This is a genomic window from Streptomyces sp. NBC_00435, from assembly GCF_036014235.1.
Classification (GTDB): Bacteria; Actinomycetota; Actinomycetes; order Streptomycetales; family Streptomycetaceae; genus Streptomyces.
On sequence record NZ_CP107924.1, the window covers coordinates 6,739,598 to 6,765,588 of the forward strand.

At 73.6% G+C, this 25,991-nt stretch carries 24 protein-coding genes and 1 riboswitch; of the genes, 12 read left to right on the top strand and 12 right to left on the bottom strand.

Annotated elements, in window-relative coordinates; genetic code table 11:
- The first annotated feature begins 77 nt into the window (after positions 1 to 77).
- A complete protein-coding gene (locus OG389_RS30425) occupies positions 78 to 2,048 on the top strand; it encodes a DUF5107 domain-containing protein (RefSeq protein ID WP_328301658.1) in 1,971 nt (656 codons plus the stop codon).
- Positions 2,049 to 2,086: 38 nt separating this feature from the next.
- Here the strand turns inward: OG389_RS30425 and OG389_RS30430 are convergent, their stop codons facing one another.
- From OG389_RS30430 to OG389_RS30440, 3 genes are all read right to left on the bottom strand, one after another.
- On the bottom strand, positions 2,087 to 2,593 hold the full coding sequence (locus OG389_RS30430) for a dihydrofolate reductase (protein ID WP_328304213.1): 507 nt from the start codon (positions 2,591 to 2,593) through the stop codon (positions 2,087 to 2,089).
- Positions 2,594 to 2,613: 20 nt separating this feature from the next.
- Entirely contained in the window at positions 2,614 to 3,411 is a 798-nt protein-coding gene (locus tag OG389_RS30435; RefSeq protein WP_328301659.1) for a thymidylate synthase, read from the bottom strand.
- Positions 3,412 to 3,500: 89 nt separating this feature from the next.
- Entirely contained in the window at positions 3,501 to 3,938 is a 438-nt protein-coding gene (locus OG389_RS30440; protein ID WP_328301660.1) for a nuclear transport factor 2 family protein, read from the bottom strand.
- Between the two features lie 125 nt (positions 3,939 to 4,063).
- On the opposite strand from OG389_RS30440, the gene OG389_RS30445 reads away from it, so the two are divergent.
- Both OG389_RS30445 and OG389_RS30450 read left to right on the top strand, forming a co-directional pair.
- Positions 4,064 to 4,630 (top strand): PadR family transcriptional regulator, encoded by a 567-nt coding sequence (locus OG389_RS30445; protein ID WP_328301661.1) that lies wholly within the window; start codon positions 4,064 to 4,066, stop codon positions 4,628 to 4,630.
- On the top strand, positions 4,620 to 5,429 hold the full coding sequence (locus tag OG389_RS30450) for an SGNH/GDSL hydrolase family protein (RefSeq protein ID WP_328301662.1): 810 nt from the start codon (positions 4,620 to 4,622) through the stop codon (positions 5,427 to 5,429). Before OG389_RS30445 ends, OG389_RS30450 begins: the two co-directional genes overlap by 11 nt.
- A 91-nt stretch (positions 5,430 to 5,520) precedes the next feature.
- Here OG389_RS30450 and OG389_RS30455 read toward each other — a convergent pair whose 3' ends face one another.
- The gene (locus OG389_RS30455; protein ID WP_328301663.1) at positions 5,521 to 6,348 is read right to left on the bottom strand and encodes a methyltransferase domain-containing protein; all 828 of its coding nucleotides are present in this window, start codon (positions 6,346 to 6,348) and stop codon (positions 5,521 to 5,523) included.
- Between the two features lie 227 nt (positions 6,349 to 6,575).
- On the opposite strand from OG389_RS30455, the gene OG389_RS30460 reads away from it, so the two are divergent.
- The 3 genes from OG389_RS30460 to OG389_RS30470 all read left to right on the top strand — a co-directional run bounded on the left by OG389_RS30460 (position 6,576) and on the right by OG389_RS30470 (position 9,651).
- Positions 6,576 to 7,148, top strand: a complete 573-nt coding sequence (locus OG389_RS30460; protein WP_328301664.1) for a TIGR03086 family metal-binding protein — start codon at positions 6,576 to 6,578, stop codon at positions 7,146 to 7,148.
- Between the two features lie 100 nt (positions 7,149 to 7,248).
- Positions 7,249 to 8,547, top strand: a complete 1,299-nt coding sequence (locus OG389_RS30465) for an aminotransferase class I/II-fold pyridoxal phosphate-dependent enzyme (protein WP_328304215.1) — start codon at positions 7,249 to 7,251, stop codon at positions 8,545 to 8,547.
- A gap of 15 nt (positions 8,548 to 8,562) precedes the next feature.
- A complete protein-coding gene (locus OG389_RS30470) occupies positions 8,563 to 9,651 on the top strand; it encodes an MBL fold metallo-hydrolase (RefSeq protein ID WP_328301665.1) in 1,089 nt (362 codons plus the stop codon).
- A 76-nt stretch (positions 9,652 to 9,727) separates the two neighbouring features.
- Here the strand turns inward: OG389_RS30470 and OG389_RS30475 are convergent, their stop codons facing one another.
- Positions 9,728 to 10,363: a DedA family protein gene (locus OG389_RS30475; RefSeq protein ID WP_328304217.1), complete on the bottom strand. Its 636-nt coding sequence runs from the start codon at positions 10,361 to 10,363 to the stop codon at positions 9,728 to 9,730.
- A gap of 2 nt (positions 10,364 to 10,365) precedes the next feature.
- Entirely contained in the window at positions 10,366 to 11,136 is a 771-nt protein-coding gene (locus OG389_RS30480; protein ID WP_328301666.1) for an MBL fold metallo-hydrolase, read from the bottom strand.
- A 131-nt stretch (positions 11,137 to 11,267) separates the two neighbouring features.
- Here OG389_RS30480 and OG389_RS30485 point away from each other — a divergent pair, with 131 nt between their 5' ends.
- The 4 genes from OG389_RS30485 (at position 11,268) to OG389_RS30500 (ending at position 15,987) form a co-directional block, all read left to right on the top strand.
- Positions 11,268 to 11,672: a hypothetical protein gene (locus tag OG389_RS30485; RefSeq protein WP_328301667.1), complete on the top strand. Its 405-nt coding sequence runs from the start codon at positions 11,268 to 11,270 to the stop codon at positions 11,670 to 11,672.
- Positions 11,673 to 11,806: 134 nt separating this feature from the next.
- Positions 11,807 to 13,927 (top strand): phage holin family protein, encoded by a 2,121-nt coding sequence (locus OG389_RS30490; protein WP_328301668.1) that lies wholly within the window; start codon positions 11,807 to 11,809, stop codon positions 13,925 to 13,927.
- Between the two features lie 190 nt (positions 13,928 to 14,117).
- Positions 14,118 to 15,506 (top strand): amino acid permease, encoded by a 1,389-nt coding sequence (locus OG389_RS30495; RefSeq protein WP_443059366.1) that lies wholly within the window; start codon positions 14,118 to 14,120, stop codon positions 15,504 to 15,506.
- A 217-nt stretch (positions 15,507 to 15,723) separates the two neighbouring features.
- Complete coding sequence (locus OG389_RS30500) at positions 15,724 to 15,987, top strand: hypothetical protein (protein WP_328301669.1); 264 nt, start codon at positions 15,724 to 15,726, stop codon at positions 15,985 to 15,987.
- 70 nt (positions 15,988 to 16,057) lie between these two features.
- Here the strand turns inward: OG389_RS30500 and OG389_RS30505 are convergent, their stop codons facing one another.
- Positions 16,058 to 17,632 carry an RNA polymerase sigma factor gene (locus OG389_RS30505; RefSeq protein WP_328301670.1) on the bottom strand — a complete coding sequence of 525 codons (1,575 nt, stop codon included), beginning with the start codon at positions 17,630 to 17,632 and terminating at the stop codon, positions 16,058 to 16,060.
- A 213-nt stretch (positions 17,633 to 17,845) separates the two neighbouring features.
- Positions 17,846 to 18,607, bottom strand: a complete 762-nt coding sequence (locus OG389_RS30510) for a class I SAM-dependent methyltransferase (protein ID WP_328301671.1) — start codon at positions 18,605 to 18,607, stop codon at positions 17,846 to 17,848.
- Between the two features lie 142 nt (positions 18,608 to 18,749).
- Positions 18,750 to 18,843, top strand: a riboswitch (ZMP/ZTP riboswitch).
- A gap of 115 nt (positions 18,844 to 18,958) precedes the next feature.
- Between OG389_RS30510 and OG389_RS30515 the strand changes: the two genes are divergently transcribed.
- Positions 18,959 to 19,804, top strand: a complete 846-nt coding sequence (locus OG389_RS30515; protein ID WP_328304221.1) for a bifunctional 5,10-methylenetetrahydrofolate dehydrogenase/5,10-methenyltetrahydrofolate cyclohydrolase — start codon at positions 18,959 to 18,961, stop codon at positions 19,802 to 19,804.
- Positions 19,805 to 19,918: 114 nt separating this feature from the next.
- A complete protein-coding gene (locus OG389_RS30520) occupies positions 19,919 to 21,460 on the top strand; it encodes a peptide MFS transporter (RefSeq protein ID WP_328301672.1) in 1,542 nt (513 codons plus the stop codon).
- A gap of 4 nt (positions 21,461 to 21,464) precedes the next feature.
- Here OG389_RS30520 and OG389_RS30525 read toward each other — a convergent pair whose 3' ends face one another.
- The 4 genes from OG389_RS30525 to OG389_RS30540 all read right to left on the bottom strand — a co-directional run bounded on the left by OG389_RS30525 (position 21,465) and on the right by OG389_RS30540 (position 25,951).
- The gene (locus OG389_RS30525; RefSeq protein ID WP_328301673.1) at positions 21,465 to 22,649 is read right to left on the bottom strand and encodes an MAB_1171c family putative transporter; all 1,185 of its coding nucleotides are present in this window, start codon (positions 22,647 to 22,649) and stop codon (positions 21,465 to 21,467) included.
- The gene (locus OG389_RS30530) at positions 22,646 to 24,166 is read right to left on the bottom strand and encodes an NAD(P)/FAD-dependent oxidoreductase (protein ID WP_328301674.1); all 1,521 of its coding nucleotides are present in this window, start codon (positions 24,164 to 24,166) and stop codon (positions 22,646 to 22,648) included. The genes OG389_RS30525 and OG389_RS30530 overlap by 4 nt, the downstream gene beginning before the upstream one ends.
- Positions 24,167 to 24,272: 106 nt before the next feature.
- Entirely contained in the window at positions 24,273 to 24,836 is a 564-nt protein-coding gene (locus OG389_RS30535) for a toxin-antitoxin system, toxin component (RefSeq protein WP_328301675.1), read from the bottom strand.
- On the bottom strand, positions 24,833 to 25,951 hold the full coding sequence (locus OG389_RS30540) for a hypothetical protein (RefSeq protein ID WP_328301676.1): 1,119 nt from the start codon (positions 25,949 to 25,951) through the stop codon (positions 24,833 to 24,835). Before OG389_RS30540 ends, OG389_RS30535 begins: the two co-directional genes overlap by 4 nt.
- Between the last annotated feature and the right edge of the window lie 40 nt (positions 25,952 to 25,991).

A 25,991-nucleotide genomic window follows, 5' to 3' on the forward strand; every position in this document is an offset into this window, starting at 1 on the left:
GGCTTTGCGTAATCCTGACCGGTGGTGATCCGCCGAATCCCTGTGCACCGGCGGCCGCGGCGTGTTCCATTTCCCTCATGGCCACCACCGTCCGCCGCTCCGTACTGACCCTTCCCACAGCCCCGTTGGGCCCCGAGAACCCGCTGCCCGCCCTCCGCGCACCCGACGGCGTGCACGCGCTGGACGAGCGCTCGCGCGAGGGCCTGCCGCGCGACATGGCACGCCAGATCGGGTACGAGCCGCTGCGCTCGCTGCAGCCCGTCCGGATCCGGGACGGCTACCAGCGCCGGCGCACCGAGCAGGACATCGAGACGATCGTCATCGAGAACGCGCACCTGCGCGTCACCGTCCTGCCCGGACTCGGTGGCCGGGTCCATTCCCTCGTCCACCTCCCCACCGGACGTGAACTCCTCTACCGCAACCCGGTGTTCCAGCCCGCGAACTTCGCGCTGAACGGCGCCTGGTTCTCCGGCGGCATCGAGTGGAACCTCGGCGCCACCGGCCACACCACCCTGTCCTGCGCCCCGCTGCACGCGGCCCTCGTCCCGGCACCCGACGGAGGCGTCATGGTGCGGCTGTGGGAGTGGGAGCGGCTGCGCGACCTGCCGTTCCAGGTGGACCTGTGGCTGCCCCAGGACTCGGAGTTCCTCTACGTCGGGGTCCGCGTGCGCAATCCGCACGAGCGGCCCGCGCCCGTGTACTGGTGGTCCAACACCGCCGTACCCGAGGACCCGGGCACCCGCGTCCTGGCCCCGGCCGACGAGGCCTGGCACTTCGGGTACGAGCGGTCCCTGCGGCGGATCCCCGTACCCGCGTGGGAGGGCGCGGACCGCACGTACCCGCTGCGCAGCGAGTACCCGGCCGACTTCTTCTACGAGGTCGACGGCCGGTCCCGGCCCTGGATCGCCTCCCTGGACGCGGACGGGCGCGGACTCGTGCAGACCTCGACGGCCCGGCTGCGCGGCCGCAAGCTCTTCGTCTGGGGCGCGGGCGCGGGCGGCAGGCGCTGGCAGGAGTGGCTGACCGAGCCGGGCACGGGCGGCTACGCGGAGATCCAGGCCGGGCTGGCCCGGACCCAGCTGGAGCACGTCCGGCTGGAGGGCGGGGCGGAGTTCAGCTGGCTGGAGGCCTACGGGGCGCTGGCCGCGGACCCGGCTGCCGTGCACGGGGACGACTGGGCGGCGGCCCGCTCCTCGGCCGCGGAGGCGCTGGAGTCCGCGCTGCCCGGGGCGGCCGTGGACGCCGCCCACGCCGCCTGGCGCGCGTGCGCCGACACCGAACCGGGCGAGCGGCTGGCGTCCGGTTCCGGCTGGGGCGCGCTGGAGGTGCTGTGCGGCGGCCACAAGCTGCCCGGCACCCCCTTCACCGAGGACACCCTCGGCGAGGCCCAGGCCCCGTGGCTCGAGCTGTGGCGCACCGGGGTGTTCCCCGCGCCGCGCCGGGTCGCGCCGCCCGGCCCCAGCCTGGTCGCCCCGCACTGGCGGGACATGCTGGAGACGGCCCGGGCCGACCCGCTGACCGAGTACCACCTCGGGGTCGCCCAGTGGCACGCCGGGGACATCGCCCAGGCGGTACGCAGCTGGGAGCGCGGGCTGGCGCTGGCCCCGTCGCGTTGGCCGCTGCTGAGGTGCCTGGCGGTGGCCGACGACCTGGCCGGCGACCCGGCGCGGGCGGCCGGCTGGTACGCCGAGGCCTTCGAGGACCTGGCCCAGGAGAGCCGGGGCGGCGCGGGCTGGCTGGCCGCGGAGTCGGCGCTGGGCCGGGAGGCACTGGCCTCCCTGCTGGCGGCGGGCCTGGTGCCGCAGGCCCGCTCGGTGTGGGACCGGCTGCGCCCGGCCCTGCGCGACGAGGGCCGCTTCCGGCTGGCGGCGGCCCGGCTGCTGGCGGCGGAGGGCCATGTCGGCGCGGCCCGGCGGGTCTTCGAGGAGGGCTTCGAACTGGCCGACCTCCGGGAGGGCGAGGAGATCCTCTCGGAGGTCTGGTCGACGCTCACGGACCGGCCGCTGCCGGGCCCGTACGACTTCCGCATGCGCCCGCCGGGCGACTGAGGCCCGTCCCGGTCGTCAGGAGCGGACCGGGACGGGCGTCAGCGCGTGTACCGGCGGATGCGGTAGCGGAGCCCGGTCGTAGAGGACTGCCAGCCGCCGTCCTCGGCGACCTTCCACGCGGGGTCCGGCACGGGGGCGTAGGTGTCGCCGGCCACGGCCGCGTCGACCTCGGTCACCGAGAGCACCGTGGCCGAGGCCAGGGCGGCCCGGTAGATCTCCCCGCCGCCGATCACCCAGCACTCCGCGGCGGGGGCGGCCGGCTCCGGCGGGGCGGCCGCGAGGTCCAGCGCCCGGGCGATGGACCCGGCGCGCTCCGCGCCCTCGGCCGCCCACAGCGGATCGCGCGTCACCACGATGTTGCGCCGCCCGGACAGCGGGCGGAACCGCGGGGGCAGCGAGTCCCAGGTCCTGCGGCCCATCACCACCGGGTGGCCGAGGGTGGTCGCCTTGAAGTGCGCCATGTCCTCGGGCAGCCGCCACGGGATCCCGTTGTCCGCGCCGATCACGCCGTCGGTGGTCTGCGCCCAGATCAGGCCGACGCTCATACCGGCGTCCATGCCGTTGGTCATACCGCGACCGGGGCCTTGATGGCCGCGTGGTGCTGGTAGTCGAGCACCTTCACGTCGGAGTAGGCGTAGTCGAAGAGCGAGTCGGCCCGGCGCAGCTCCAGCGCGGGGAACTCGAACGGGGTGCGGGAGATCTGCTCGGTCACCTGCTCGACGTGGTTGTCGTAGATGTGGCAGTCGCCGCCGGTCCAGATGAAGTCGCCGGGCTCCAGGCCGGCCTGCTGCGCCACCATGTGCGTGAGCAGGGCGTAGCTGGCGATGTTGAACGGGACCCCGAGGAACAGGTCCGCGCTGCGCTGGTACAGCTGGCAGGAGAGCCTGCCGTCGGCCACGTAGAACTGGAAGAAGGCGTGGCACGGCGCCAGTGCCATCTTGGACAGTTCGGCGACGTTCCAGGCGGAGACGATCATCCGGCGGGAGTCCGGGTCGCGGCGCAGGGTGTCGAGGATCTCGGTGATCTGATCGATGTGGCTGCCGTCCGGGGTGGGCCAGGAGCGCCACTGCACCCCGTAGACCGGCCCGAGATCGCCGTCGGCGTCGGCCCACTCGTCCCAGATGGAGACCCCGTGCTCCTGCAGCCAGCCGACGTTCGAGTCGCCGCGCAGGAACCACAGGAGCTCGTACACGATCGACCGCAGGTGCACCTTCTTGGTGGTGACCAGCGGAAACCCCTGCGAGAGGTCGTAGCGCAGTTGGTGCCCGAAGACACTCCGGGTGCCGGTGCCCGTCCGGTCGGCCTTCGCCGTCCCGGAGGTGAGCACGAGCTTCAACAGGTCTTCGTACTGGGTATCCGCCACGGGCACCGAGTCTACTGTCCGATGCCCCGGTCCCCGGTCCCCGGTCCCCAGATCCCGGTCCCCGGATCCCGCGCCAGGCGCGGTCGACGTCAGCCGGTCACCAGGCCATCGGCGATCAGGCCGGCGAGGACCGCCTCGCCGACGGTGACGACCGCCGTCTGGGGGCGGATCATCACGGTGATCTCCTTGATCCGTCCGTCCGGGGCCGTCGCGTCCCCCGGGGCGAGGTACAGCATGTCGATGCCGTGCACCTGGCGGCCGTTCACGACGGTCCGGAACGGCAGGACCGTCGCGGGGCCCTCGGCGCCGTCGGCGGCGTCCTCGACGCTGCCCTCGAAGTGGCCGACGTAGCGGAAGTCCTCGAAGGTGCGCAGGAGGACGCGGAAGAGAGCCAGCACCGGGGCCTTGCCCTCGAAGGGCTTCGACTTCACCGGGCTGTTGAGCCGGACGTCCTCGGTGAACAGGGCGTCCAGGGCGGCGAGGTCGTGGCTGGCGACGGCGGCACGGAATCGGTCTGCGGTGCTCATGACGGCTCCTGGTCTCGGTGCGGGGTCAGGTCACTGGACAGTCATCGATGTGATTATTCAAGTTCTTGACTATCATGGCCAGGCGTTCCTGAGAAGACGACGTCGCGCACGGAGGAGGTGGACCGATGGCTCTGCGACACGCCGTACTGGCGGCGCTGCTCGACGAGGAGCTGAGCGGCTACCAGCTGGCGAAGGCCTTCGGCACGGGTGTGGCCAACTTCTGGCACGCGCTGCCGCAGCAGCTCTACACGGAGCTGGCCAAGCTGGAGCGGGAAGGGCTCACCGAGGGCCGGGAGGTCGTCCAGGACACCCGCCCCAACAAGCGGCTGTTCCGGGTGACCGACGCCGGACTGGCCGAGCTGGAGCGCTTCACGGCCGCTACCACCAAGCCCTCCGTCATCCGCGACGACCTGCTCGTGAAGGTCCAGGCCGCCGACCACGTCGACACGCGGGCGCTGATCGCGCAGCTCGCGGAGCGGATCGCCTTCGCCGAGGCCAAGACCGAGCTGTTCGAGGCGCTGCTGCGCAAGATGCGCGGCGAGCGGACCGAGGAGGAGTTCCTGCGCCACGGCGCACGGATCGGCCCCTACCTCACCTGCCTGCGCGGCCTGGAGTTCGAGCGGGCCAACCGCGCCTGGTACGTGCGCACCACGACCATCCTGAACGAGAGGCGGGCATCCCGTGCCCAGTGACGAGAGTGACCAGGGCCGCGGGACACGCTACGTGGCCCTCGGCGACAGCCAGACCGAGGGCGTCGGCGACGGTGACGACCGCACCGGGCTGCGCGGGTGCGCGGACCGGTTCGCGGAGCTGGTGGCGGCGTACGACCCCGACGTCCGGTACGCCAACCTGGCCGTACGGGGCCGTCTCGCGGCGGGCGTGCGCGAGGGGCAGCTGGGGCCGGCCCTCGCGCTCCGCCCCGACCTGGCCACCGTCGTCGCCGGGGTCAACGACGTGCTGCGCCCCCGGTTCGACGCCGACGAGGTCGCCGGGCATCTGGAGGCCATGTTCGCCGCGCTCACCGCCCAGGGCGCCCGCGTCGCCACCGTCACCTTCCCCGACATCGCGAAGCTCGTGCCGCTCGCCCGGGGCGCGGCCCCGCGCGTCGACGCGCTCAACGAGCGGATACGGCAGGCCGCGGGGCAGCACGGGGTGGCCGTCGCCGACTTCGCCCGGTACGAGGCGTGCACCGATCCCCGGATGTGGAGCGCGGACCGGCTGCACGCCGCGCCGCTCGGCCACGCCATGATCGCCGCCGGTGTCGCGCACGCCCTGGGGCTGCCCGGCAGCGACGACTCCTGGACCCGCCCGCTGCCCGGCCCGCCGCCGGTCGCCCCGGCCGGCCTGCGGGGCGTCGCCGGGGAGGTCCGGTGGGCCCTCGGCTTCGCCGGGCCCTGGATCGGCCGGCGGCTGCGCGGGCGCTCCTCCGGCGACGGCCGCACGGCGAAGCGGCCCGAGCTGCTTCCCGTCCGCGGCCTCGTGAGCCCGTAGCGGGGGCGGGCCGTCCCACGGGGGCGGGCCGTTTCCACGGGCGGGTGGTCCGCAGGGCGGGTGGTGCGCAGGGCGGGTGCATCTGCGGGGGTCAGGCGCGGGCGACGATCTCGCCGTTCAGGACCGAGAACCACGCGTCGGGGGCCGCGCCCCACGTGCGCCACGCGTCCGCGATGCCCGCCAGCTCCGCCTCCGTCGCGTGGCCGCCGCCGGTCGCGATCCCCGCGTAGGCCGAGGTGGTCGTGCGGTCCGCCCACAGCGCCGACCACCATGCCGCCTCCTCCGCGGTCGCGTAGCACCACGAGGTCGCCGTACAGGTGGTGTCGGTGAAGCCCGCCGCCCGCGCCCAGCCGCGCAGGCGGCGTCCGGCGTCCGGCTCCCCGCCGTTGGCGCGGGCGACCCGCCGGTACAGGTCCAGCCACTCCTCCAGCCCCTGGGTCCGCGGGTACCAGGTCATCGCCGCGTAGTCCGCGTCCCGTGCCGCCACGATCCCGCCCGGCCGGCACACGCGGCGCATCTCGCGCAGCGCCTGGACCGGGTCGCCCACGTGCTGCAGCACCTGGTGGGCGTGGACCACGTCGAAGGAGTCGTCCGGGAAGTCCAGTGCGTGGACGTCGGCCGCGGCGAACCGGATGTTGGTCAGGCCCCGTTCCTCCGCGTGCGCGGAGGCCTGCTCGATCACGTCCGGCGCCGCGTCCACCGCCGTGACCCGGCCGTCCGGCCCCACCAGCTCCGCCAGGTCCGCCGTGATGGTGCCCGGACCGCAGCCCACGTCCAGCACGGCCATCCCCGGCCGCAGCTCGCCGATCAGGTACGCGGCGGAGTTCCGGGCGGTGCGCCAGCGGTGCGAGCGCAGCACCGACTCGTGGTGTCCGTGGGTGTAGACGGCGGTCTCGTGCGGGGCGTTCGTGGCGTTCATGGGACCTGGCTCCTTCTTCGTCGAAGTGCTGCCGGAAGTGCTGTCGAGCGTTGGTGCCACCGTAAAGGATCAGTTCGTCATCTGAGATATGCGTTTTGACATGTGGACGCCACCCTTGTGTGACAAGGGGATTGGCGGGGTCGGTGGCAGGGCGGAGCAGGTGCGAGGACAGTGGGATCCGGGGGACGCGGGGGAGGGTACGACCCTGGCCAAGGACGGTGAGACCGATGCCGGACCCGCTGCTCGACCGGCACGCCGAGGCGCTGACGCTCTTCGGTCAGTACGTGCACGCGGTCTCGGACGCCCAGTGGGACGCGCCGACGCCCTGCGGCGAATGGAGCGTGCGCGACCTGGTCAACCACGTCACCGCCGAACAGCTGTGGATACCGCCCCTGGTCACCGACGGGCGCACCGTCGAGGACATCGGCGGCACCTTCAACGGCGACGTCCTCGGCACGGATCCGGGCGCGGCCTGGGACGAGGCCTCGGCCGCCGCGCACACCGCCTTCGAGATCCCCGGGGCGATGGAACGGACCGTCCTGCTCTCGTACGGGCCCGCGCTCGGCTCGGCGTACTGCTCGGAACTGACCGCCGACTGCGTCGTCCACAGCTGGGACCTGGCGCGGGCCATCGGCGCCGACGACCGGCTGCCGGACGGCCTCGTCGAGTTCTCCATCAAGGAGGTCATGCCCTACGCGGACGGCCTGGCCGCGAGCGGCATGTACGCCGCCCCGCTGGAGGTGCCGGCCGGGGCGAACGCTCAGACCAGACTGCTCGGACTGCTGGGGAGGAGTGGCTGAGGCCGCAGCGGCGACAACGGGCGACATGGGGCAAATAACCGTATAAAGGCATGGTCGGTGAGCGCGGGACGGCAGGAAGAGGTGGCGCGCGGTGTCGGGGATCCAGCGCACGACGGCCGAGGGCCGCGGCCCGGTCCGCTACGGTCCGCCCGCGCCCCAGCCGGGCCTGCCCGTCCTGCCCGAGCTCACCACCGTCCTGGCGGCGGCCGCCTGGCGTTCCGCCCCCGAACCCCCGGGTGGGGGAGTGCCCGTACGGGCCGCCGCGGCCCGGCACTGGGCCCGGCGCGGGCTGCCGACCGACCCCGACCAGGTGGCGACCGGACCCGGCGCGCCCGCGCTGCTGCTCGCGCTGCTCGGCGCGTACGGCGGCGACGTCATGCTGCCCAGGCCGTGCCCCGCGTGGTGGACCCCGCAGGTCCGGCTGCTGGGACGGCGGGCCTACCACGTCCCGACCCCGGCCGAGTGCGGTGGCGTACCCGATCCGTACGCCCTGCTGGAGACCGTGCGCCGGGTGCGTGCCGAGGGCGGCGACCCGCGCGTGCTGCTGCTGTCCGTGGCCGACGACCCGACGGCGACCGTCCCGACGCCCGAGCTGCTGCGGGAGGCCTGCGAGGCCGCCGCTTCGGCCGGGCTGTTCGTCGTCAGCGACGAGACCTGGCGCGACACCGTGCACCGGCCGGGCCCCGGTTCCCAGGGGCTCCAGGGTTCCCCTGGCTCCCGCGCCCTCCAGGGCCCCCGCGACACCCGTGGCGCGCACGACACCCTCGTCGTCCTCAGCCCCGCCGAGATGCTGCCGGACGAGACCGCCGTGCTCCTGGACCTCTCCGGGGCCCTGCTGCCCGCCGGTTGGCCCGCCGCCGTCCTCCGCTTCCCCGGCACCCCGCACGGCACGTGGCTGCGGGCCCGGACCCTGGACGTCCTCACCGCCACGGGCGGGTCCGTCGCGGGACCGGTCGCCGGGGCCGCCGCGCACGCCCTCGACGAGCCCCCCGCCGTCGCCGGACGGGCCGCCGCGGCAGCCGCCCTGCACGGTGCGGTGGCCGCCGCCGCGCACCGCGAACTGCTGGCCGTCGGGGCGCTCGCCCGGCCCCCGCAGGCGGGCCGGCACCTCTACGCCGACCTGACACCGCTGCGCGCGGGCCTCGCCCGCCAGGGGGTCGGCGACGCCATGGAGCTGGAGGACTGGCTGGGCGGGCGGCTCGGCGCGCCGACGCCCGGCGGGCAGCGGTTCGCCGACGAGCCGGTCGCCCTGCGGGTCCGGCTGTCGACCGGACCGCTGCTCGGAGCCACCAGGGAGGAACAGCTCGCCGCGCTCACCGCGGGCGACCCCCTCGAACTGCCCCACGTACGGGCCTCGCTGGACCGGCTCCGGTCGGTCCTCGCCGGACTGTCCGACTGATACGGAGACTTCTCGATGAGGGATCAGACGGACGCCCCGGAGGCCCCCGCCCCCGAGGCCCCCGCCCCGGACGCCCCCGCCGCCGCTGCCGAGGTCGGCGCCGTACGGCAGGTGCCGGTGCGGCCGGCGCAGGCTCCCGCGGGGGCGCGGCCGCTCGGCGAGCACCGGCTGTGGCCGCGCTCCTTCGCGGACCGGCTGACCACCCCGCTTCCGGGGCTCCGGGCGTTCGCCCGCCTCGCCCGGGAGGGCGCCTTCCGGCCCGACCCCGCGGGGCTGCGCGGCATCCCGGACCTCCCGTACGAGCCCGCCCCGCTGCCCGCGGTGGCCCCCGGGACGGTGTCCGTCACCTGGGCCGGGCACGCCAGCTGGATCCTGCGGACCGGCGGGCTGACCGTACTGACCGACCCCGTCTGGTCCCGCCGGATCCTCGGCACGCCCGCGCGGATGACCCCCGTCGGGGTGCGGTGGGAGGAACTGCCGCCCGTCGACGCCGTGGTGATCAGCCACAACCACTACGACCACCTCGACGCCCCCACCCTCAAGCGGCTCCCGCGCCGGACGCCCCTCTTCGTCCCGGCCGGGCTCGCCCGCTGGTGCCGGCGCCGGGGCTTCACCCGGGTCACCGAACTCGACTGGTGGGAATCGGCCGAACTGGGCGGCGTACGGTTCGACTTCGTTCCGGCGCACCACTGGTCGAAGCGGTCGCTGCTCGACGCGTGCCGCACGCTGTGGGGCGGGTGGATCCTCACCGATGCGCGGGGGGAGGTGCCGAAGCGGGTCTACTTCGCGGGCGACACCGGCTACGGCCACTGGTTCGGGGAGATCGGGCGGCGGTACCCCGGTATCGACCTCGCGCTGCTCCCGATCGGCGCGTACGCGCCGCGGTGGTGGCTGCGGGACGTCCACGCGGATCCGGAGGAGGCCGTGCAGGCCTGTCTGGACCTCGGAGCCCGGCGGATGGCCCCCATGCACTGGGGGACCTTCGCGCTCTCCGCGGAGCCCGTCATGGAACCGCTCCAGCGGGTCCGCGCGGCCTGGGCCCGCACCGGCCTCCCCCGCGACCGCCTCTGGGACCTCCCGATCGGCGCCTCCCGTGCGCTGTAGACCCCCCCCGCGGGGGTCCGGGGGCCGCCCCCGGCAGCGGCGCCCGGACCCGCATCCGGCTCCCCGACCGGCCAGGTCAGCGGCGGCGGCGCCAGAGCGTCGGGGCCGTGCTGATGACCAGGGTGAGGGCCACCGCCAGGACCACGCCCTTCCAGGGCTCCGAGAAGAGCGAGCCGCCCAGGATGCCGATCAGGCCGTAAGTGGCCGCCCAGGCCAGGCAGGCGGGGGCGTCGCCGCGGGCGAAACGGCGCAGGGGGAGCTCCGCGAGGAGGCAGGCCAGCATCACCGGGATGCGGCCGGCCGGCACCAGGCGGGAGACCACCAGGACCAGGACGCCGTGCTCGTCCAGCTTCCGCTGCGCCTGCGCGAGGCGTTCGGGGCTGGCCCGGCGGCGCAGGGCTTCCAGCCACCGGGAGCCGCCCCGCGAGCGCACCCCGCGCCGGCCCAGCCAGTACAGCGCCAGGTCCCCGGCGAACGCGGCCAGCGCGGACACCCCGAACACCAGCAGCAGGCCGAACGGCAGCGAGTCCTGGTGCAACGCCACCACCGCCGCCGTACTGACCAGCGCGCCCGTCGGGATGACGGGCACCAGCGCACCCAGCGCCACCAGCACGAACAGGGTCGGGTAGCCGACCGCCTGCTGGGTGGACTCGGGCGGGGCCTGGCCGGCCGCCTCCGCCAGCCGCAGCAGGGCGGAGGCCGCCGAGGGCATCGTCACGGCAGCCGCACCCGCTCGCCGTGCGCGGGCACCCGTACCGTCACCTTCGGTGCCTCCCGTCGCGCGCACCGGACGAACTCCTCGCCCGGCGCGTGGAACTCGTGCGGCCGCACCGCGTCCATCCCGATCGGCCAGTACGTCCCCCAGTGCACCGGAACAGCCGCCGCCGGCGCCAGCAGGGCCAGCGCCCGCGCCGCGCCCGCCGCGTCCAGGTGCCCGGGGCCCAGGTACGGCCCCCAGCCGCCCACGGGCAGCAGCGCCACGTCCACCGGCCCGACCTCGCCGGCCATCGCGTCGAACAGCCCGGTGTCCCCGGCGAAGTAGGTGCGGGCCGAGCCCTCGATCACGTACCCGAGCGCGGGCGCCCGCTGGGGGCCGACCGGCAGCCGGCGGCCGTCGTGCCGCGCGCTGACCGCCCGTACCCGTACACCGTCCCCCGCGGCGACCACGTCACCCGGCGTCATCTCGGTGACCTCCAGACCCCGGGTGCGCGCCATCCGCGCCAGCCCCGGCACCGCCCCCGGCGCCCCGCGCGGCACGAGCAGCCGGGTCCCGGGCGCGAGCCGTGCCAGCGAGGGCAGGTGCAGGTGGTCGGCGTGCAGGTGCGAGACGAGCACCGCGTCGGCCACCGCCGCCTCCGGCGGGGGCACCGCCCCGCGCCGGCGCCGCAGGTGCGCGAGCCGGCGCGCGAAGAGCGGATCCGTCAGCAGCCGGACACCGGAGTCCTCGACCGTGCACGTGGCGTGGCCCCACCAGGTGATCTCCACCGGCCCCTGATCCCCTCCCTCGTCCCCGTCACGGGTCCTGTCGAGCCTAAAGGCTGCCCGCCGAAACCGCCCGGAACCGGGCCCCCACGCCCCCTCCTCCCCGGCGGCGGATCGGAGTAGGGTCGGGCGGCATGGATGAGCTGCGCGTGGCCGCGATCGCCAGCCTGGCCCCGCTGGAGGATCTGGACGTCGATCCCTTCGCCGTCGACACCCGGAGCCAGCACGCCATGTGCGCCCGCTGGGCCGCCGACCGGGGCTACGTCGTGACCCGGGAGCTGTTCGTCTACGGACTGCGCGCCGACCACTGCGGACTCTGGAACGACATCGACGCCGGCCGTATCGACCTGTTCGTCACGGCCAACCACCGGGTCCTGACCCGCGCGTTGCGTTCCGTGGACGAGTTCAACGCCGAGTGCGAGCGGCGCGGGGTACGGCTGGAAACCGCCGGTCTCCAAGAGCCCCACTACACCTCCGCGATGAAGGCCGAGGTGCACCGCCGGCTCTCCATGCCGACCGCCGGCTACGACGGCACGTAGCGGCCCGCCGCCTTCCGTACGCATATCCGCCACCCGTGTCACCCGGCCGTCCGGGCGCCCCTGTGCGAGCCTGGACACCGTGGGTCGGGGGCTCGTCGACGCGGTGCGGGCCATGGTGGTGAGGCGGGTTCGGCGTGCTGCGAGGCCGGTGGCGGAGTGCGGGCGGCGCCCTGGTGCGGGTGGTCCTGGTCTGGGCGGTGTCCACCCTCACGATGCTCGCCCTGGCCGGCGTCCTCCCCGACTTCCGGCTCCAGGGCGGCGGCGACAACGACAGCATCACGCAGATCGGGCTGACGGCAGCCCTCGGCGCCGGGGCCTTCGGGCTGCTGAGCGCACTGGTCTGGCCGGTTCTCGTCCGTGCCCTGCTGCTCGTACCGGCCCTGGTGCTCGGCCTGCTCGTGTTCTTCCTCAACGGCTCCCTGCTGCTGATAGCCCTCAGCCTGATCCCGGCCGGCCGCGGCGAAGTGGCCCCGGAAACGGCCGTGGTGGTCGCCGCCGTGATGTCCGCCGTCGCCTCCGCGACCTCCACCGCGCTCGCCGTACGGGACGACGAGGCCTACCGGCGCCGGCTGTACCGGCTGGCCGACCGCCGCCGGCGCCGCCAGCGCCGCGAAGGGATGCCGGGCGCCGGCGAATGCGTGCCCGGCCTGGTGTTCCTGCAGCTCGACGGGGTCGGGTACGAGGTGCTGCGGCACGCGGCGGGCAGCGGTCTGATGCCGACGGTGGCCGACTGGCTCGACCGCACCCACCGCATCACCTCCTGGCGGACCGACTGGTCCAGCCAGACCGGCGCCAGCCAGCTCGGGATCCTGCACGGCTCCAACTTCGACGTCCCGGCCTTCCGCTGGTACGAGAAGGACACCGGCGAGGTGGTGGTGTGCAACCGGCCCACCAGCGCCGCCGAGCTCCAGCGGCGCGCGGTCGAACGCACCCGGGACGGCGGACTGCTCACCCTCGACGGCGCCAGCCGCGGCAACCTCTTCAGCGGCGGCGCCGACCAGCTCGCCCTCGTCCTGTCGGTCTCCGCCCGGCGGGGCCCGGACAACCGCTCCCGCGCCGGCTACTTCGCGTACTTCTCCGACCCGGCCAACGCCGTCCGCACCGCGCTCTCCTTCGTCGCCGAGGTGGGCCGCGAGATCACCCAGTCCCTGCGCGGCCGTGCGCGCGGGGACCGGCCGCGCGTCGCGCGCGGCGGGCTCTACCCGCTGATCCGGGCCTTCGCGACGGTGGTGGAGCGCGACGTCGTGGTGGCGGCGGTGATCGGCGACATGCTGGCCGGGCGCGCCGCGGTCTACGCGGACCTGGTCGCCTACGACGAGGTCGCCCACCACTCGGGCCCGCGCGCCCGGGACACCGAGCAGGTGCTCGCCCGGCTCGACCGCAGCCTCGCCCTCATCGCGCGGGTCGCCGAACACGCGCCCCGGGAGTACCGGATCGTGCTGCTCTCGGACCACGGACAGAGCCCGGGGGAGACCTTCCTGGCGCGGTACGGGCTCACCCTGAAGGACCTGGTCCGCGCGGGCTGCGGGCTACCGGTGTCCCGGCGGGCCGGCCGTACCCACAGCGGGGCCGAGGCGCGTGCCGCCGTACGGGCCGCCCTGCACCGGCCGGTCGAGGAGGAGGCCGAGGAGGCGCACCCCCCGGCGGGCCCGGACCCGGTGGTGCTGGCTTCGGGCAACCTGGGGCTGATCTCCTTCCCGGACCTGCCCGGGCGGGCCTCGCGGGAGCGGATCGAGCGGGCGCACCCGGCGCTGCTGCCGACCCTGGCGAACCATCCCGGGGTCGGGTTCCTGCTGGTCGACGGGGTGGTGCTGGGGCCGGCCGGGGTCGAGGCGCGGCTGGACGAGCCGGGCGCGGCGGAGGAACTGTTGGCGCGCTTCGGGCCGGGCGCGGCGCAGGCGGTGCGGCGGACCGACACCTTCCCGCACGTGGCCGACGTGATGGTGAACTCGGCGTACGACCCAGGAACGGGCGCCGTGCACGCCTTCGAGGAACAGATCGGCTCCCACGGCGGCCTGGGCGGGGAGCAGGGGCACCCGTTCCTGATGTGGCCGGTGGAGCTGTCCGATCCGGTGTCCGGGCCGGGCGGTGAGCTGGTGGGCGCGGAGGCCGTGCACGAGGTGCTGCGCCGCTGGCTCACCGAAGCGGACGGCCCCCAGATCCCGGTCCCGACGCCACCGCCGTCGACGTCTCTGGGGACACCGGCACCGGTGGCACCGGTGGCACCGGTCGACCCGCCCCCGCAGGAGCCCTAGGCACCCGGCTGCCGCGGCCCCCCGTACTCGCTCGCGGTGGAGAATCCCCGGTGGGAGCGCCGCACCGACGCAAGACCTTCCTCCGCCGTGCGGCCGTACAGGATGAAATCCGCTGATTTGGTGCCACCTCGGCGATACCTGAGCATGTGTCGACCTGTCCAGCATGTGAAACACCCGAGGCCCGCGACCTGTGAGCACCACCCCCGCCGTATCCCCCGAAGCACCCCCCAGGACCACCGGAGCGGCAGCGACCCCGCACGCCCGCCGCTTCGGCCTGCCGATCGCGACCTGCCTGGTCATGGGCAACATCATCGGCGGCGGCATCTTCCTGCTCCCCGCCTCGGTGGCCCCCTTCGGCACCATCAGCCTCGTCGCCTTCGCCGTGCTCACCGCCGGCGCGATCACGCTCGCGCTGGTCTTCGGCCGACTCGCCGAACGCCATCCGCAGACCGGCGGCCCGTACGTCTACGCCCGCGCGGCCTTCGGCGACTTCGCCGGATTCCTCGCCGCCTGGAGCTACTGGATCACCACCTGGGTCTCCAACGCGGCCCTCGCCGTGGCCTCGGTCGGCTACCTCTGCGTGCTCTTCCCCGCCGTGGGCGCGCACAAGTGGTCCATGTGCCTGGCCGCCCTCACCGTGCAGTGGCTGCCCGCGCTCGCCAACCTGGCCGGCACCTGGTACGTGGGCCAGGTCCAGCTGATCTCCACCGTGCTGAAGTTCGCCCCGCTGCTGCTGGTCGCCGTCGGCGGGCTGTTCTTCTTCGACCCCGCCAACCTCGGCCCGTTCCGGGCCACCGGCCAGAACCCGGTCGGCGCCGTCTCCGCCGCCGCCGCGATCCTGCTCTTCAGCTACCTCGGCGTCGAATCGGCCGCCGTCAGCGCGGGCGAGGTCCGCGACCCCGCCCGCAACGTCGGCCGGGCCACCATCCTCGGTACGGCCGGCGCGGCCGTCGTCTACCTCCTCGGTACCCTCGCCGTCTTCGGCCTCGTCGCGCACGAGGACCTGGTCGACTCCACCGCCCCCTTCAGCGATGCGGTCGACGCCATGTTCGGAGGTACCTGGGGCGGCACGCTCGTCGCCTGCGCCGCCGTCGTCTCGATGGTCGGCGCCCTGAACGGCTGGACCCTGCTCAGCGCGCAGACCCCGTACGCCGCCGCGAAGGACGGCCTCTTCCCGAAGGCCTTCCGGACGAAGCGGCGCGGGGTCCCGGTGGTCGGCGTGATCGTCACGGTGGTCCTCGCCTCGGCCCTGACCCTCTACAACTACACGGCCGGCTCCGACGGGGTCTTCGAGGCCCTGGTCCTGATCGCCACCTTCACCGCCACCGTCCCGTACCTGCTCTCCACCGCCGCCCAGATCTACTTCCTCACCTCCGGGCAGTCCGGGCGCGTGCACCGGGGCCGGCTGGTCCGCGACGCCGTCCTGGCGTGCCTGGCCTTCGCCTTCTCCATGTGGCTGGTCGCGGGCTCCGGCTACGCGGCCGTCTACCAGGGGGTCCTGTTCCTGTTCGGGGGCGTCCTCGTCCACGCGGTGATGTCCGCCCGGAAGCGGCGCGCGGCCCTCCGGCCCGCGACGTAGGTCCCGGAACACCCCGCACGCGTACGCAAGGACCGCCCAGCTCCCCGAACTGCGGAGGACTTCCCGCCCGCTCCGGCGCGAGCACGCCTTCCTGGTCCCGCAGGGCGCCTCCCTGCCGTTCACGCCCCGCGGACCGGTCTTCCGGCTGGTCTGAGCGCGCCGCGCGGGGAGGATCCGGCGACACTGGGGGAATGCACCGGACGTAGTGGAGGCCCTCATGGACAGGACACCTCCTCCGCAGGGGTACCGCACCTTCGTGAAGATCGCCCAGCAGCTGGCCAAGGGCGACGAGGTCTTGTACGAGGACCACGTACTGCTTGTCACGGCTGTCACGTGGAACCGGAGCGGCGTCTCCGTGTCGTTCGACCGCCGCGAGAAGATCCAGTACCCGGCGGCCCAGCGCTTCCTCGTCCGGCGCCCCGCCCAGTGGATCGCCCCGTCGTCCACGGGGCGCGCCGACGGCATGCCGGGGCACCTCTGAGCGGTCCCGTGACGACAGTGCCCCTGTCCCCGCCGCTCGGCGGGGACAGGGGCACTGTGCGAAGGCCGACTCAGTCGAGGTAGTCGCGCAGCACCTGCGAGCGCGACGGGTGACGGAGCTTGGACATGGTCTTCGACTCGATCTGGCGGATGCGCTCACGGGTGACCCCGTACACGCGGCCGATCTCGTCGAGGGTCTTCGGCTGGCCGTCGTTGAGGCCGTAGCGCATGGAGACCACGCCCGCCTCGCGCTCCGAGAGCGTCCCCAGGATCGACTGGAGCTGCTCCTGGAGGAAGGTGAAGGAGACCGCGTCGGCCGGCACGACCGCCTCGGAGTCCTCGATGAGGTCACCGAACTCGCTGTCGCCCTCCTCGCCCAGCGGGGTGTGCAGGGAGATCGGCTCGCGGCCGTACTTCTGGACCTCGATGACCTTCTCGGGGGTCATGTCGAGTTCCTTGCCCAGCTCCTCCGGAGTGGGCTCCCGACCGAGGTCCTGGAGCATCTGGCGCTGGACGCGGGCCAGCTTGTTGATGATCTCGACCATGTGGACGGGGATGCGGATGGTGCGCGACTGGTCGGCCATGGCACGCGTGATCGCCTGCCGGATCCACCAGGTGGCGTACGTGGAGAACTTGAAGCCCTTGGTGTAGTCGAACTTCTCCACGGCGCGGATCAGACCGACGTTGCCCTCCTGGATCAGGTCCAGGAAGAGCATGCCGCGGCCGGTGTAGCGCTTGGCGAGGGAGACCACGAGGCGGAGGTTGGCCTCCAGCAGGTGGTTCTTCGCCCGGCGGCCGTCCTCGACGAGGATCTCCAGCTCGCGCTTGAACGCGGGCTTGTGGTCCTCCTCCTCTTCGAGCTTGTACTCGGAGAAGAGGCCGGCCTCGATGCGCTTGGCCAGCTCCACCTCCTGCTCGGCGTTGAGCAGCGGCACCTTGCCGATGAGCTTGAGGTAGTCCTTGACGGGGTCGGCGGTGGCGCCGGCGACCATGACCGTCTGCGCCGGGGCGTCGTCCTCGTCGTCGTCGGACAGGACGAAGCCCGCGCTGCCGCCCGTCTTGGGCGTCTCCTTCTCGTCGCCCTCGTCGAGGTCCTCGGCCGCCCAGTCCTCGCCCTCGGCCACGGGCGGCTCGGCCTCGTCGCCGTCCTTGCCGGTCTTCTTCGTGGCGGCCGTCTTCTTGACCGCGGTCTTCTTCGCGGCGGTCTTCTTGACCGTCCGCTTCTTCGGCGCGGCGGCGGCCTCGGCCGCCACCTCCTCCTCGGTCCCGGAGGCCGACGGGTCGGATATCGCCGCGGCGGTGGCGGGGGCCGCCGTCTTGCGCGCACCGATGAGGCGCGGCGGCGCGGCAGCCTTCTTGGTGACGGCACGCGCCGGGGCGGCGGCCGCCTTGCGCGGCTTCTTGGCGGCAGTCTTCGTGGCGGGCGCGGCGCTGACGTGCAGCGCGACGCCCTCCTCGTCCAGGACCTGGTTCAGGCTGCGCAGGACCCGCTTCCACTGGTCCACCGGGATGCGGCCGGCCTCGAAGGCCTGTCGCACGTCATCACCGTTGATGTGACCCTGCTCGCGGCCGCGCTCGACAAGCGCGACCAGGGCCTCGGATTCGGCGATCTCCGTGGGGAACGTACGGGACGGGCTGAGCGACACAAGGAGCCTCTCGTTGCGAACAGATAAGGGGTGGCGGGACATCATCGCGCGAACTTGGGAAACAGACCCGAGGGGGGTCTGTATTCCGGGCCGCACGAGGACACCTGTCGGTTCATCGCATGCCCGAGTAGATTCGTTACGCGCTGAATTGAGTGACCTGCGCCACGCTGTGACCGGGCAACCGATCGGTGGTGGTCGCGTCCGCCCTTTTTGTCAGCCCGTTTTGCGGGCCTCGATGAGGAATCGGGCGGTGTGCGCGACGAACGGGCCTTCGTGCTCGATCTGTTCGTGCAGCTCGCGCAACCGGTCCCGATGCTGCCCGACCGTGAAGCCCGGCACCATCCAGATCACCTTCCGTAGAAAGTAGATCACGGCTCCGATGTCGTTGAACTCGGTCCGCAGCCGTTCCGAGCGCAGATCGACCACCTCCAGTCCCGCCTTCGTGGCCTCGGCGACCGCGTCGTCGGGGTGCCGGCCGCGCCGGACCGCCTCCGGCTGCGGGCCCAGGAAGTACTCGACGAGCTCGAAGACGCTCGCCGGACCGACCTGCTGGGACAGGTAGGTGCCGCCGGGCCGCAGCACCCGCGCGATCTCCTCCCACCAGATCGTCACCGGATGCCGGCTGGTGACGAGGTCGAAGGCCTCGTCGCCGAAGGGCAGCGGCGGCTCGTCGGCGTCCGCGACCACCACCGCGCCGAGCGGGTGCAGCAGTCGGGTCGCCCTGGCGATGTTCGGCGGCCAGGACTCGGTGGCCACCGTCAGCGCTGGCAGGGGCCCGGATCCGGCGAGGACCTCGCCGCCGCCGGTCTGGATGTCCAGCGCGGAGCGGGCCCGCGCCAGACGCTCCCCCAGGAGGCGCTGGTAGCCCCAGGAGGGGCGCTGCTCGGTGGCGCGGCCGTCGAGCCAGGAGAAGTCCCAGCCGTCCACCGAGACGGACTCGGCTTCCGCGACGAGGTGGTCGAATGTGCGCGTCATGTCTCGATCGTCCCAGGCCGGGCGCCGGTCATCCACCGGATTGCCGGGCCCGGGGGCCGCGGGGACTGCCGGGCCCCGCCGGGGTCGCCGGGTCGCCGGATCCCCGGGGTCTCGGGGGTCTCCGGGCGTTCGCCTACACTGGGCGGCGGGCCGTGACTGGCGTTCGGGTGGATCACCACCGGGGAGCGGCCCGGCGTGCTCCCGTACGTCGACTGCCGCGCGCCTGGGCGAACCGCGATCCCGCAGCGACGCTCAGGAGACCCCATGACGACTGCCCAGACCGTTCAGGCACAGGCCGTTCAGGCACAGACCGTTCAGGAACCGGCCGTTCAGGAACAGACCGCCCGGCTCATGGACGGCACCGCCCTCGCCCGCCGCATCTCGGAGCGGACCGCCGGCTACGCCGCGAAGATCACCGAGCGCACGGGTACCGCGCCCTGTCTCGCGACCGTGCTGGTCGGCGAGGACCCCGCGTCCGTCACCTACGTGAAGATGAAGCAGAACCGCTGCGCCAAGGCCGGGATCACCTCCCGCCACGTCGAGCTGCCGGCCGCGACGACGACGCAGGAGCTGGTCGCCACCCTGACCGCGCTCTCCGAGGACCCCGAGATCAGCGGGATCCTGCTCCAGCACCCCGTCCCGCACCACATCGACGAGCGGGCCGCCTTCGAGGCCATCGCCCCCGGCAAGGACGTCGACGGGGTCACCATGCACTCCTTCGCCGCCATGGGCTTCGGACTGCCGGGCTTCGTCTCCTGCACCCCCGGCGGCATCATGCGGCTGCTGGAGGCCTACGACGTGGACCTGACCGGCAAGCACGCCGTGGTCGTCGGCCGCAGCGCGATCCTGGGCAAGCCGGCCGGGATGTTGCTCCTGGAGCAGAACGCCACCGTCACCTACTGCCACTCGCGCACCGTGGACCTGCCGTCCATCGTGCGTCAGGCGGACGTGCTGGTCGCCGCCGTCGGCAAGGCCGAGTTCATCCGGGGCGAGGACATCAAGCCGGGCGCCGTGGTCCTGGACGCCGGCTACAACGAGGGCAACGTCGGAGACGTCCACTTCGAGTCGGCCGCCGCCCGCGCTTCGCTGATCACCCCGGTGCCGGGCGGAGTCGGCCCGATGACCATCGCGGTGCTGCTCGAGCAGACCGTCCAGGCGGCCGCCGCGCAGGCCGGGCTGGCGCTCGCGGACCTCTGACCGCGCCTTCGCGGGCCGAACGCCCCGGGCCCTCGGGCCCGGGGCGTTCCCGTTTCCCCCGGTAACGGCCGAAAGACCGATCCGGGCATCCGGTGCGAGCGCTGCAATGAATATGTGAACGCATCGATGGATATGCAGAAGACCTCGGGACCGGACGCGGACGCGGTGGCGGTGGGCGGGAAGCGCCACCCGCGCGGACTCGCCACCCTCGTCCTCGCCGAGCTGTGGGAGCGCTTCAGCCTCTACGGCATGGTCGCCATCCTCGTGCACTTCCTCGCCGCCTCCCGCGGCCACGGCGGCATGGGACTCCACGAGGGCACCGCCGAGGCCGTCGAAGGCGTCTACATGGCCATGATCTCGCTGCTGGCGCTGCCCGGAGGCTGGATCGCCGACCGGTTCCTCGGCGCCCGCCGCGCCGTCATGTGGGGCGGCCTGGTCATCATGGCGGGCCACGCCCTCATGGCCGTACCGAACCCGGTCTTCGTCTGGCCCGGCCTGGTCCTCATCGTCATCGGCACCGGGCTCCTCAAGCCGAACATCTCCGCCCTCGTCGGCCGGCTGTACGCCGCCGACGACGACCAGCGGCGCGACGCCGGATACTCGATCTTCTACATGGGCATCAACCTCGGCGCGGTCATCGCCCCGCTCGTCGTCGGCTACCTCGGCGAAGAGGTCAACTGGCACCTGGGCTTCGGCGCCGCCGCCGTCGGGATGGCCGTCGGCCTGGTCCAGTACGTCGTCGGCGGACGCCGGCTCTCGCAGCAGCTGCGCGCCGAACCCGTGGTCGGGCTCACCCCGGCCGAGCGGGCCAAGATGCGCAGGTCCTCCGCGTACGGCCTGGTCTTCACGGCAGTGCTGATCACCCTGCTGGCCGCCTCGCACGCCCTGAGCATCGACAACATCACCTTCGTGCTCACGATCGTCGCCGTCGTCGTACCGGCCGGCGTGCTGCTCTCGATGTACCGCAGCCCCAAGACCGACCGGGTCGAGAAGACCCGGCTGCGGGCCTACGTCTGGCTCTTCCTGGCCGCCACGCTGTTCTGGCTGGTCTACGACCAGATGGGCAACGAGCTGAACCTCTTCGCCGCCCAGAAGACCGACCTGTCCCTGCTGGGCTGGCACATCCCGGCCAGCTGGACCCAGTCGCTGCCCTCGCTGTTCGTGATCGTTCTGGCCCCGGTCTTCGCCGCCTTCTGGGTACGGCGCGGCAAGCACATGAGCACCCCGTTCAAGTTCGGCCTGGCCCTGCTGCTGACCGGCGCCTCCTTCGTGGTCATGTCGGGCGCCGCGGCCATCGCCTCCAGCGGGGTCAAGGTCTCGCTGATGTGGCTGGTGGGCGTGTACGTCATCCAGGTGATGGGCGAGATGTGCCTCAGCCCGGTCGGCCTGTCGGTCACCACCAAGCTCGCCCCGCGCGCCTTCACCAACCAGATGATGGGCGTCTGGTTCCTCGCGGCCGCCACCGGGGACGCGATCGGCGCGCAGCTGCCCCGGCTCGACGCGGTCATCGGTCAGAGCTGGAACTTCCTGTGGCAGGGCGCCCTGGTGATCGCGGCCGGCGCGGTGATGGTCCTCTTCACCAAGCGGCTCAAGGTGCTGACGGGCGAGGCGGCGGAGGCCGCCGGCAGCCGCGGGGCGGCACTGACGACCGCCTGAGGGATCAGACCGCCGAGGCCCGGCGCCGGGCCTCGGCCACGATCGGGGAGGCGTGGAACTCCCGGGCCAGCTCGGTCAGCGGCCTCGAGTCCAGGCGGTACGGGTTCGGGCAGCCCGGGCCGGCCTCGTCCGCGCAGGCGCCCACCCGGTCGGCCGCCGCCCGGCGCTGGCAGGCGGCCGCGAGCATGGCGGCGTCCGCCACCAGGCAGGCCTCCTCCTCGGGCCGGCCCTGGGCGCGCGCGGCCTCGTACGCCCCTTCGCGTACGGCGGGGTCGAACCAGTACACGAGGGCCAGGATGCCGTCGTCGATCACCGACTCGCGGTGGATCAACCGGATTCCGACCGGCGACCACCAGGTCAGCGGCACGGGCCGCATCCCGCACGGGGAGAACCCGCGCAGCGCCGCCCAGAGCGGCCGCAGCCGCCGGTAGCGGCTGTAGTCCTGCCAGGGCGCCGAACCGCCGACCAGCGGCACGAGGAACCCGGCGCCCACCAGCAGGGCCGCGGCGGCGGCCAGGGGAGGCGCGACGTACGTGGACAGGTGGTCCAGGTTCCGGCCGCTCCAGCGCGCGCCCACCGCCGTCCACTTCACGACGAGGAACGCCAGGTCGAACGCCCCGCCGAGCATGAGCAGGGCGAGCCCGGTGCGCAGCGGACGCATCGAGGGGTCGAGACGGCGCAGCCACTTCCAGCACAGCACCGTGAGCGCCGTGCTGCCCACGGTGTGCGCCGTGAGGTAGCAGGCGATCATCTCGCGCAGCCAGGGCGCGTTGGCGTAGTACGTGTCCATGTCGCGCAGCCGCTCGTCCGGAGCGTCGCCCATGGCGAACAGCACCACGATCGCCACCGCCACGGCTCCGTAGGCGACCACGGTCAGTCGGGTGGCCCGGAGCACCCCCGGGGTCGGGCTGCCGCTCCAGTGCAGGATCAGCACGATGCAGGCGCCGGAGAAGGCGGTGAGCAGGCTGTACACCAAGGGGGCCGAGAAGTTGACGACTCCGGTGAGCCGGTTGACGGCCACGATGGTCGGGGGAGCCGAGAGGAACACGGCGAGGGAGCCCACGACTAGCAGGGTGCAGACGGCGCGCATGAGGGGCTGGTCCCAGCCCCTTCGTAAGGTCGGCGCCTTGATGATCAGAGCCGTGGCGATCACCACGCCCGGCACGTAGAGGACCAGGCTTTCGATCACCGCGCCTGTCCGATGGGGTCGGCGGGGCCCGCGGTGTCGACCTCGGAGAGCAGGGAGGCGTCGGGGACGCCGGAGGACTGCACCGGGACCTCGACGGGGATCGCGGGGGCGGCCGGGCCGTCCTGGTCCAGGCCCGCGATCCTGCGCTCGGCGGAGGTCAGCGGCGCCGCCTTCAGGGCGCCCTGCCCGGAGGCGCGCAGCACTTCCCAGACCACGCCCGGGCGGACCCAGTACGTGGGCGCCCGGTTCATGGTGATCACCTGGAGCAGCGCGGCGGTGAGCGATTCCTTGGTGGTGGCGCCCGTCATCAGCCGGTCGACGTACGCGTTGAGCAGTCCGGCCCCGGTGCGCGGCTCCATCCCGGTGGCACCCGGGTACAGGATGTCCTGGGACGTGGCGAGGTCCCAGGCGACGGCCACCTGCGGGGCGATGGCCCGCTGCGCCTCGCGGCCGATGGACGGGTGCGCCAGTCCCTTGGCGCGCAGCAGCGTACGGACGGCCAGCAGGCCCTGGGCGGCGACCGTCATGCCCTGGCCGTAGAGCGGGTTGAAGGTGGCGACCGAGTCGCCGGCGGCGAAGAAACCGTCGGGGAGTTCGGCCTTCTCGAAGAAGATCCGCCGGTTGGCGGTGCCCTGGGTGACGGCGACGTCGGTCAGCGGCTTCCTGCCCTCGAGGAGCTCGCCGACGATGGGGTCGCGGACCCCCTTGGCGAACGGGATGAAGGCCTCGGGGTCGGCGGTGGGCTGGCCGCCGCGGGTGCCGGACAGGGTGGCCTGCCACTGCCCGTTCTCGATCGGGACGATCGTCGCGGTCTGGCCGGGTACGGGCACCCGGGGGTCGGACTGCACGTTGATGATGGGGAAGCCCATGGCGTGGGCACCCTCGGGCGCCTCGAAGATGCGGGTCGCGTAGACGAGCCCGGAGTCCACCCGGGCCTCCCTGAGCCCGCTGACGCCGAGCGCCTGCAGCCAGGCGCGGGCCCGGGAGCCGCGACCGCTCGCGTCGACCACGAGATCGGCGGTGACCAGACGGTTCTCCTCACCGTCGGTGTCCACCCGGACCCCGGTGATCCGTTCGGCCGTCCCTTCCAGGGCCCGGACCCGGGTCTGCTGCAGGGTGGTGACCCCGGGCAGTCCGATGACGCGGGAGCGGATCACCGAGTCGAGGAGGTCGCGGCTGCAGGAGATGTTGAACTGCATCTCGTCGTGGCGCGGCAGCCAGCCCTGGGCGGTCTTGGTGACCAGGTCGGTGGGCAGGCTCCGGCGGAAGGCGCCGGCGGCGGTCCAGTCGTCGGTGATGCCGGGCAGGATCTCCTCGATGGCGCGTGCGCCACCCGACCACAGGAGGTGGGTGTGGCGGGCCTGGGGGAGTCCGCGGCGCGGCTCGGGGCCGTCCGGCAGGGTGTCCGCTTCGATGATCGTGACCGTCGTGTGCTCGGCGAGGACTGCTGCCGCGAGCAAGCCGGCCAGACTGCCGCCGATGACGACGGCGTGGCGGGGCGGGGAAGACTGGGTCATCGTGTGGTGCTCTCTGTCAGGCCGTGCGAAGGCGCATCGGCGGAGGAAGTGCGGCGGCGTGGGGAAGGCGGTGGTCAGCCGGTGGGTGTGGTCACCGGGACCGTGCTCAACGTCCCCAGCCGAACGAGCTCTTGATCCGCTCGATCGCTTCGGGGACCTGTTCTTCCCGGGATGGTGGAAGGAACGCCTTGAGGATCTTGCCGAGGTGCAGTCCGAAGGTCTCCGCGCGGATCTCCGCCGGATCCTCCCGGTCGGCACGGGCGGCCGCCTGGCGGACCACGGAGCCCAGCCCGTGGTCGGAGCGCAGCAGTTCGGCGAGGCCGCCGTGGGGGCCCGTCAGCCGGGCGGCCACGGTCATGCCCGGGCCGTGGCGGCCGCAGGTGCCCTCGTCCATGTGCCACAGCTCGTGGCAGGCGATCACGAGCTGGTGTTCGGGCCGGGTCCGCTCCTCGATGACGAGGAGGTCCCGGTCGTCCATCCCCAGCCACAGCCCGCTGGCCGTGTCCGGGGGGAAGGAGGCGAACCGGAACTCCACCGGGCGCCCGCCGCGGAGGCCCGCGTAGGCGCCGCAGAGGCCTGCGAGGATGTCGGCGGCCTCAGCGGGTGGGGTCAGGTGCGCGGCGTCCAGCAGATCGTCGCCGAGCTTCCGCATGGCCCGTGTGGTCTTCATCGCGCTTCCCCCTCGGCGGTTCCTGCATGGGTGGTGAGGTCGTGGTCGCCGGTACGGTCCGGGGCGCGGCCCGCGGTTCCGTCGTGGCCCGCACGGCGTGGGGCGGGCGCGGAGGGCGTGGTGGGTGCGGCGGCGGGCCGGCCCAACTGTCCCTCCCGCGCCAGCAGATCGTCGAGGTGGTCGGCCAGCGACTTCCATCCGGCCGGGGAGAGCCGGCCCGCCCGGGTGACGATGCTGCGCACGTCGTGCGCCCGCATCACGGCGAGCATCGGGTTCTCGGCGGGCCGTTCCGCGGCGTGCATGTCGCGTTCGATCCCGGTGAGGGCGTCGGCCAGCGCCTCGGTGTCGTCGGCGAGCAGGAACCCGCTCTCCACTCCGTAGAACCGCTGGATCCCGGCGGCCGCCGCGAGGTTGGGGAGCCCCTCTCCCTGGGCGAGGCGGGTCAGCGACTGGCCCGACGCGTCGAAGGATCCGGCTATGGCTGAGAGGGAGTGGGCCTGCCCGTCCGCCCGGGGGCGGGTGCGGCGCAGGTGCTCGAAGCGCCGGCGCACCTGCTCCTTCAGCGGGAGTTCGGGCGGATTGCCGTCGAGCGTGAGGCGGATGCCCTCCGGGGTGATGCCGGTGAGGTACGAGAGGCGCTCGAGGTCGTCCGCGGCGCCGTCCGCCCGGCCCCCCGGGCCGGAGCCGCTGGTGGCCAGGGCCCGCTCCACCGCGCTCTTGCTGTCGGCGAGCAGGAAGCCGGCGTAGACCCCGAAGAACCGGTGCACGCCGGCCGCGTGGCCGAGCCGGGGCAGTCCGGTGCCCGCGTTGAGCGGGCCGAGGGATGCGCCGGGGGCGTCGAAGTCCTCGGCGATGGCGGAGAGCGACCACTCCCGGCCGTGTTTGTCGCGGCGGGTGGCGCGCAGCCGCAGGAACCGCCGGTGCACCCGCTCGCACAGCGGGAGCTCGGCGGCGGTGCCGGCCAGCACCCGGGGGACGCGGGCCGGATCGACCCCGGACAGATGGCTGAGGCGCTCCACCGCGAGCACCTGCTCCGGGTCCCGGCCGCACCGCTCCGCCAGTGCCGCGACACGGGCCCGGGCCGCGGTGAGGTCGGGTCGGGCGGCGGCTAGCACCGGGTGTTTCTCCGTCAGTAGAGAGAAGGTTCGATCTGGT

Coding starts and splice junctions, on each gene's coding strand:
- OG389_RS30535 (WP_328301675.1), bottom strand. CDS start 24,836: ATGAAGACCACACGGGCCATGCGGAAGCTCGGCGACGATCTGCTGGAC.
- OG389_RS30470 (WP_328301665.1), top strand. CDS start 8,563: ATGAGGGATCAGACGGACGCCCCGGAGGCCCCCGCCCCCGAGGCCCCC.
- OG389_RS30515 (WP_328304221.1), top strand. CDS start 18,959: ATGGACGGCACCGCCCTCGCCCGCCGCATCTCGGAGCGGACCGCCGGC.
- OG389_RS30460 (WP_328301664.1), top strand. CDS start 6,576: ATGCCGGACCCGCTGCTCGACCGGCACGCCGAGGCGCTGACGCTCTTC.
- OG389_RS30485 (WP_328301667.1), top strand. CDS start 11,268: ATGGATGAGCTGCGCGTGGCCGCGATCGCCAGCCTGGCCCCGCTGGAG.
- OG389_RS30530 (WP_328301674.1), bottom strand. CDS start 24,166: ATGACCCAGTCTTCCCCGCCCCGCCACGCCGTCGTCATCGGCGGCAGT.
- OG389_RS30430 (WP_328304213.1), bottom strand. CDS start 2,593: ATGAGCGTCGGCCTGATCTGGGCGCAGACCACCGACGGCGTGATCGGC.
- OG389_RS30510 (WP_328301671.1), bottom strand. CDS start 18,607: ATGACGCGCACATTCGACCACCTCGTCGCGGAAGCCGAGTCCGTCTCG.
- OG389_RS30500 (WP_328301669.1), top strand. CDS start 15,724: ATGGACAGGACACCTCCTCCGCAGGGGTACCGCACCTTCGTGAAGATC.
- OG389_RS30425 (WP_328301658.1), top strand. CDS start 78: ATGGCCACCACCGTCCGCCGCTCCGTACTGACCCTTCCCACAGCCCCG.
- OG389_RS30455 (WP_328301663.1), bottom strand. CDS start 6,348: ATGAACGCCACGAACGCCCCGCACGAGACCGCCGTCTACACCCACGGA.
- OG389_RS30445 (WP_328301661.1), top strand. CDS start 4,064: ATGGCTCTGCGACACGCCGTACTGGCGGCGCTGCTCGACGAGGAGCTG.
- OG389_RS30475 (WP_328304217.1), bottom strand. CDS start 10,363: ATGCCCTCGGCGGCCTCCGCCCTGCTGCGGCTGGCGGAGGCGGCCGGC.
- OG389_RS30440 (WP_328301660.1), bottom strand. CDS start 3,938: ATGAGCACCGCAGACCGATTCCGTGCCGCCGTCGCCAGCCACGACCTC.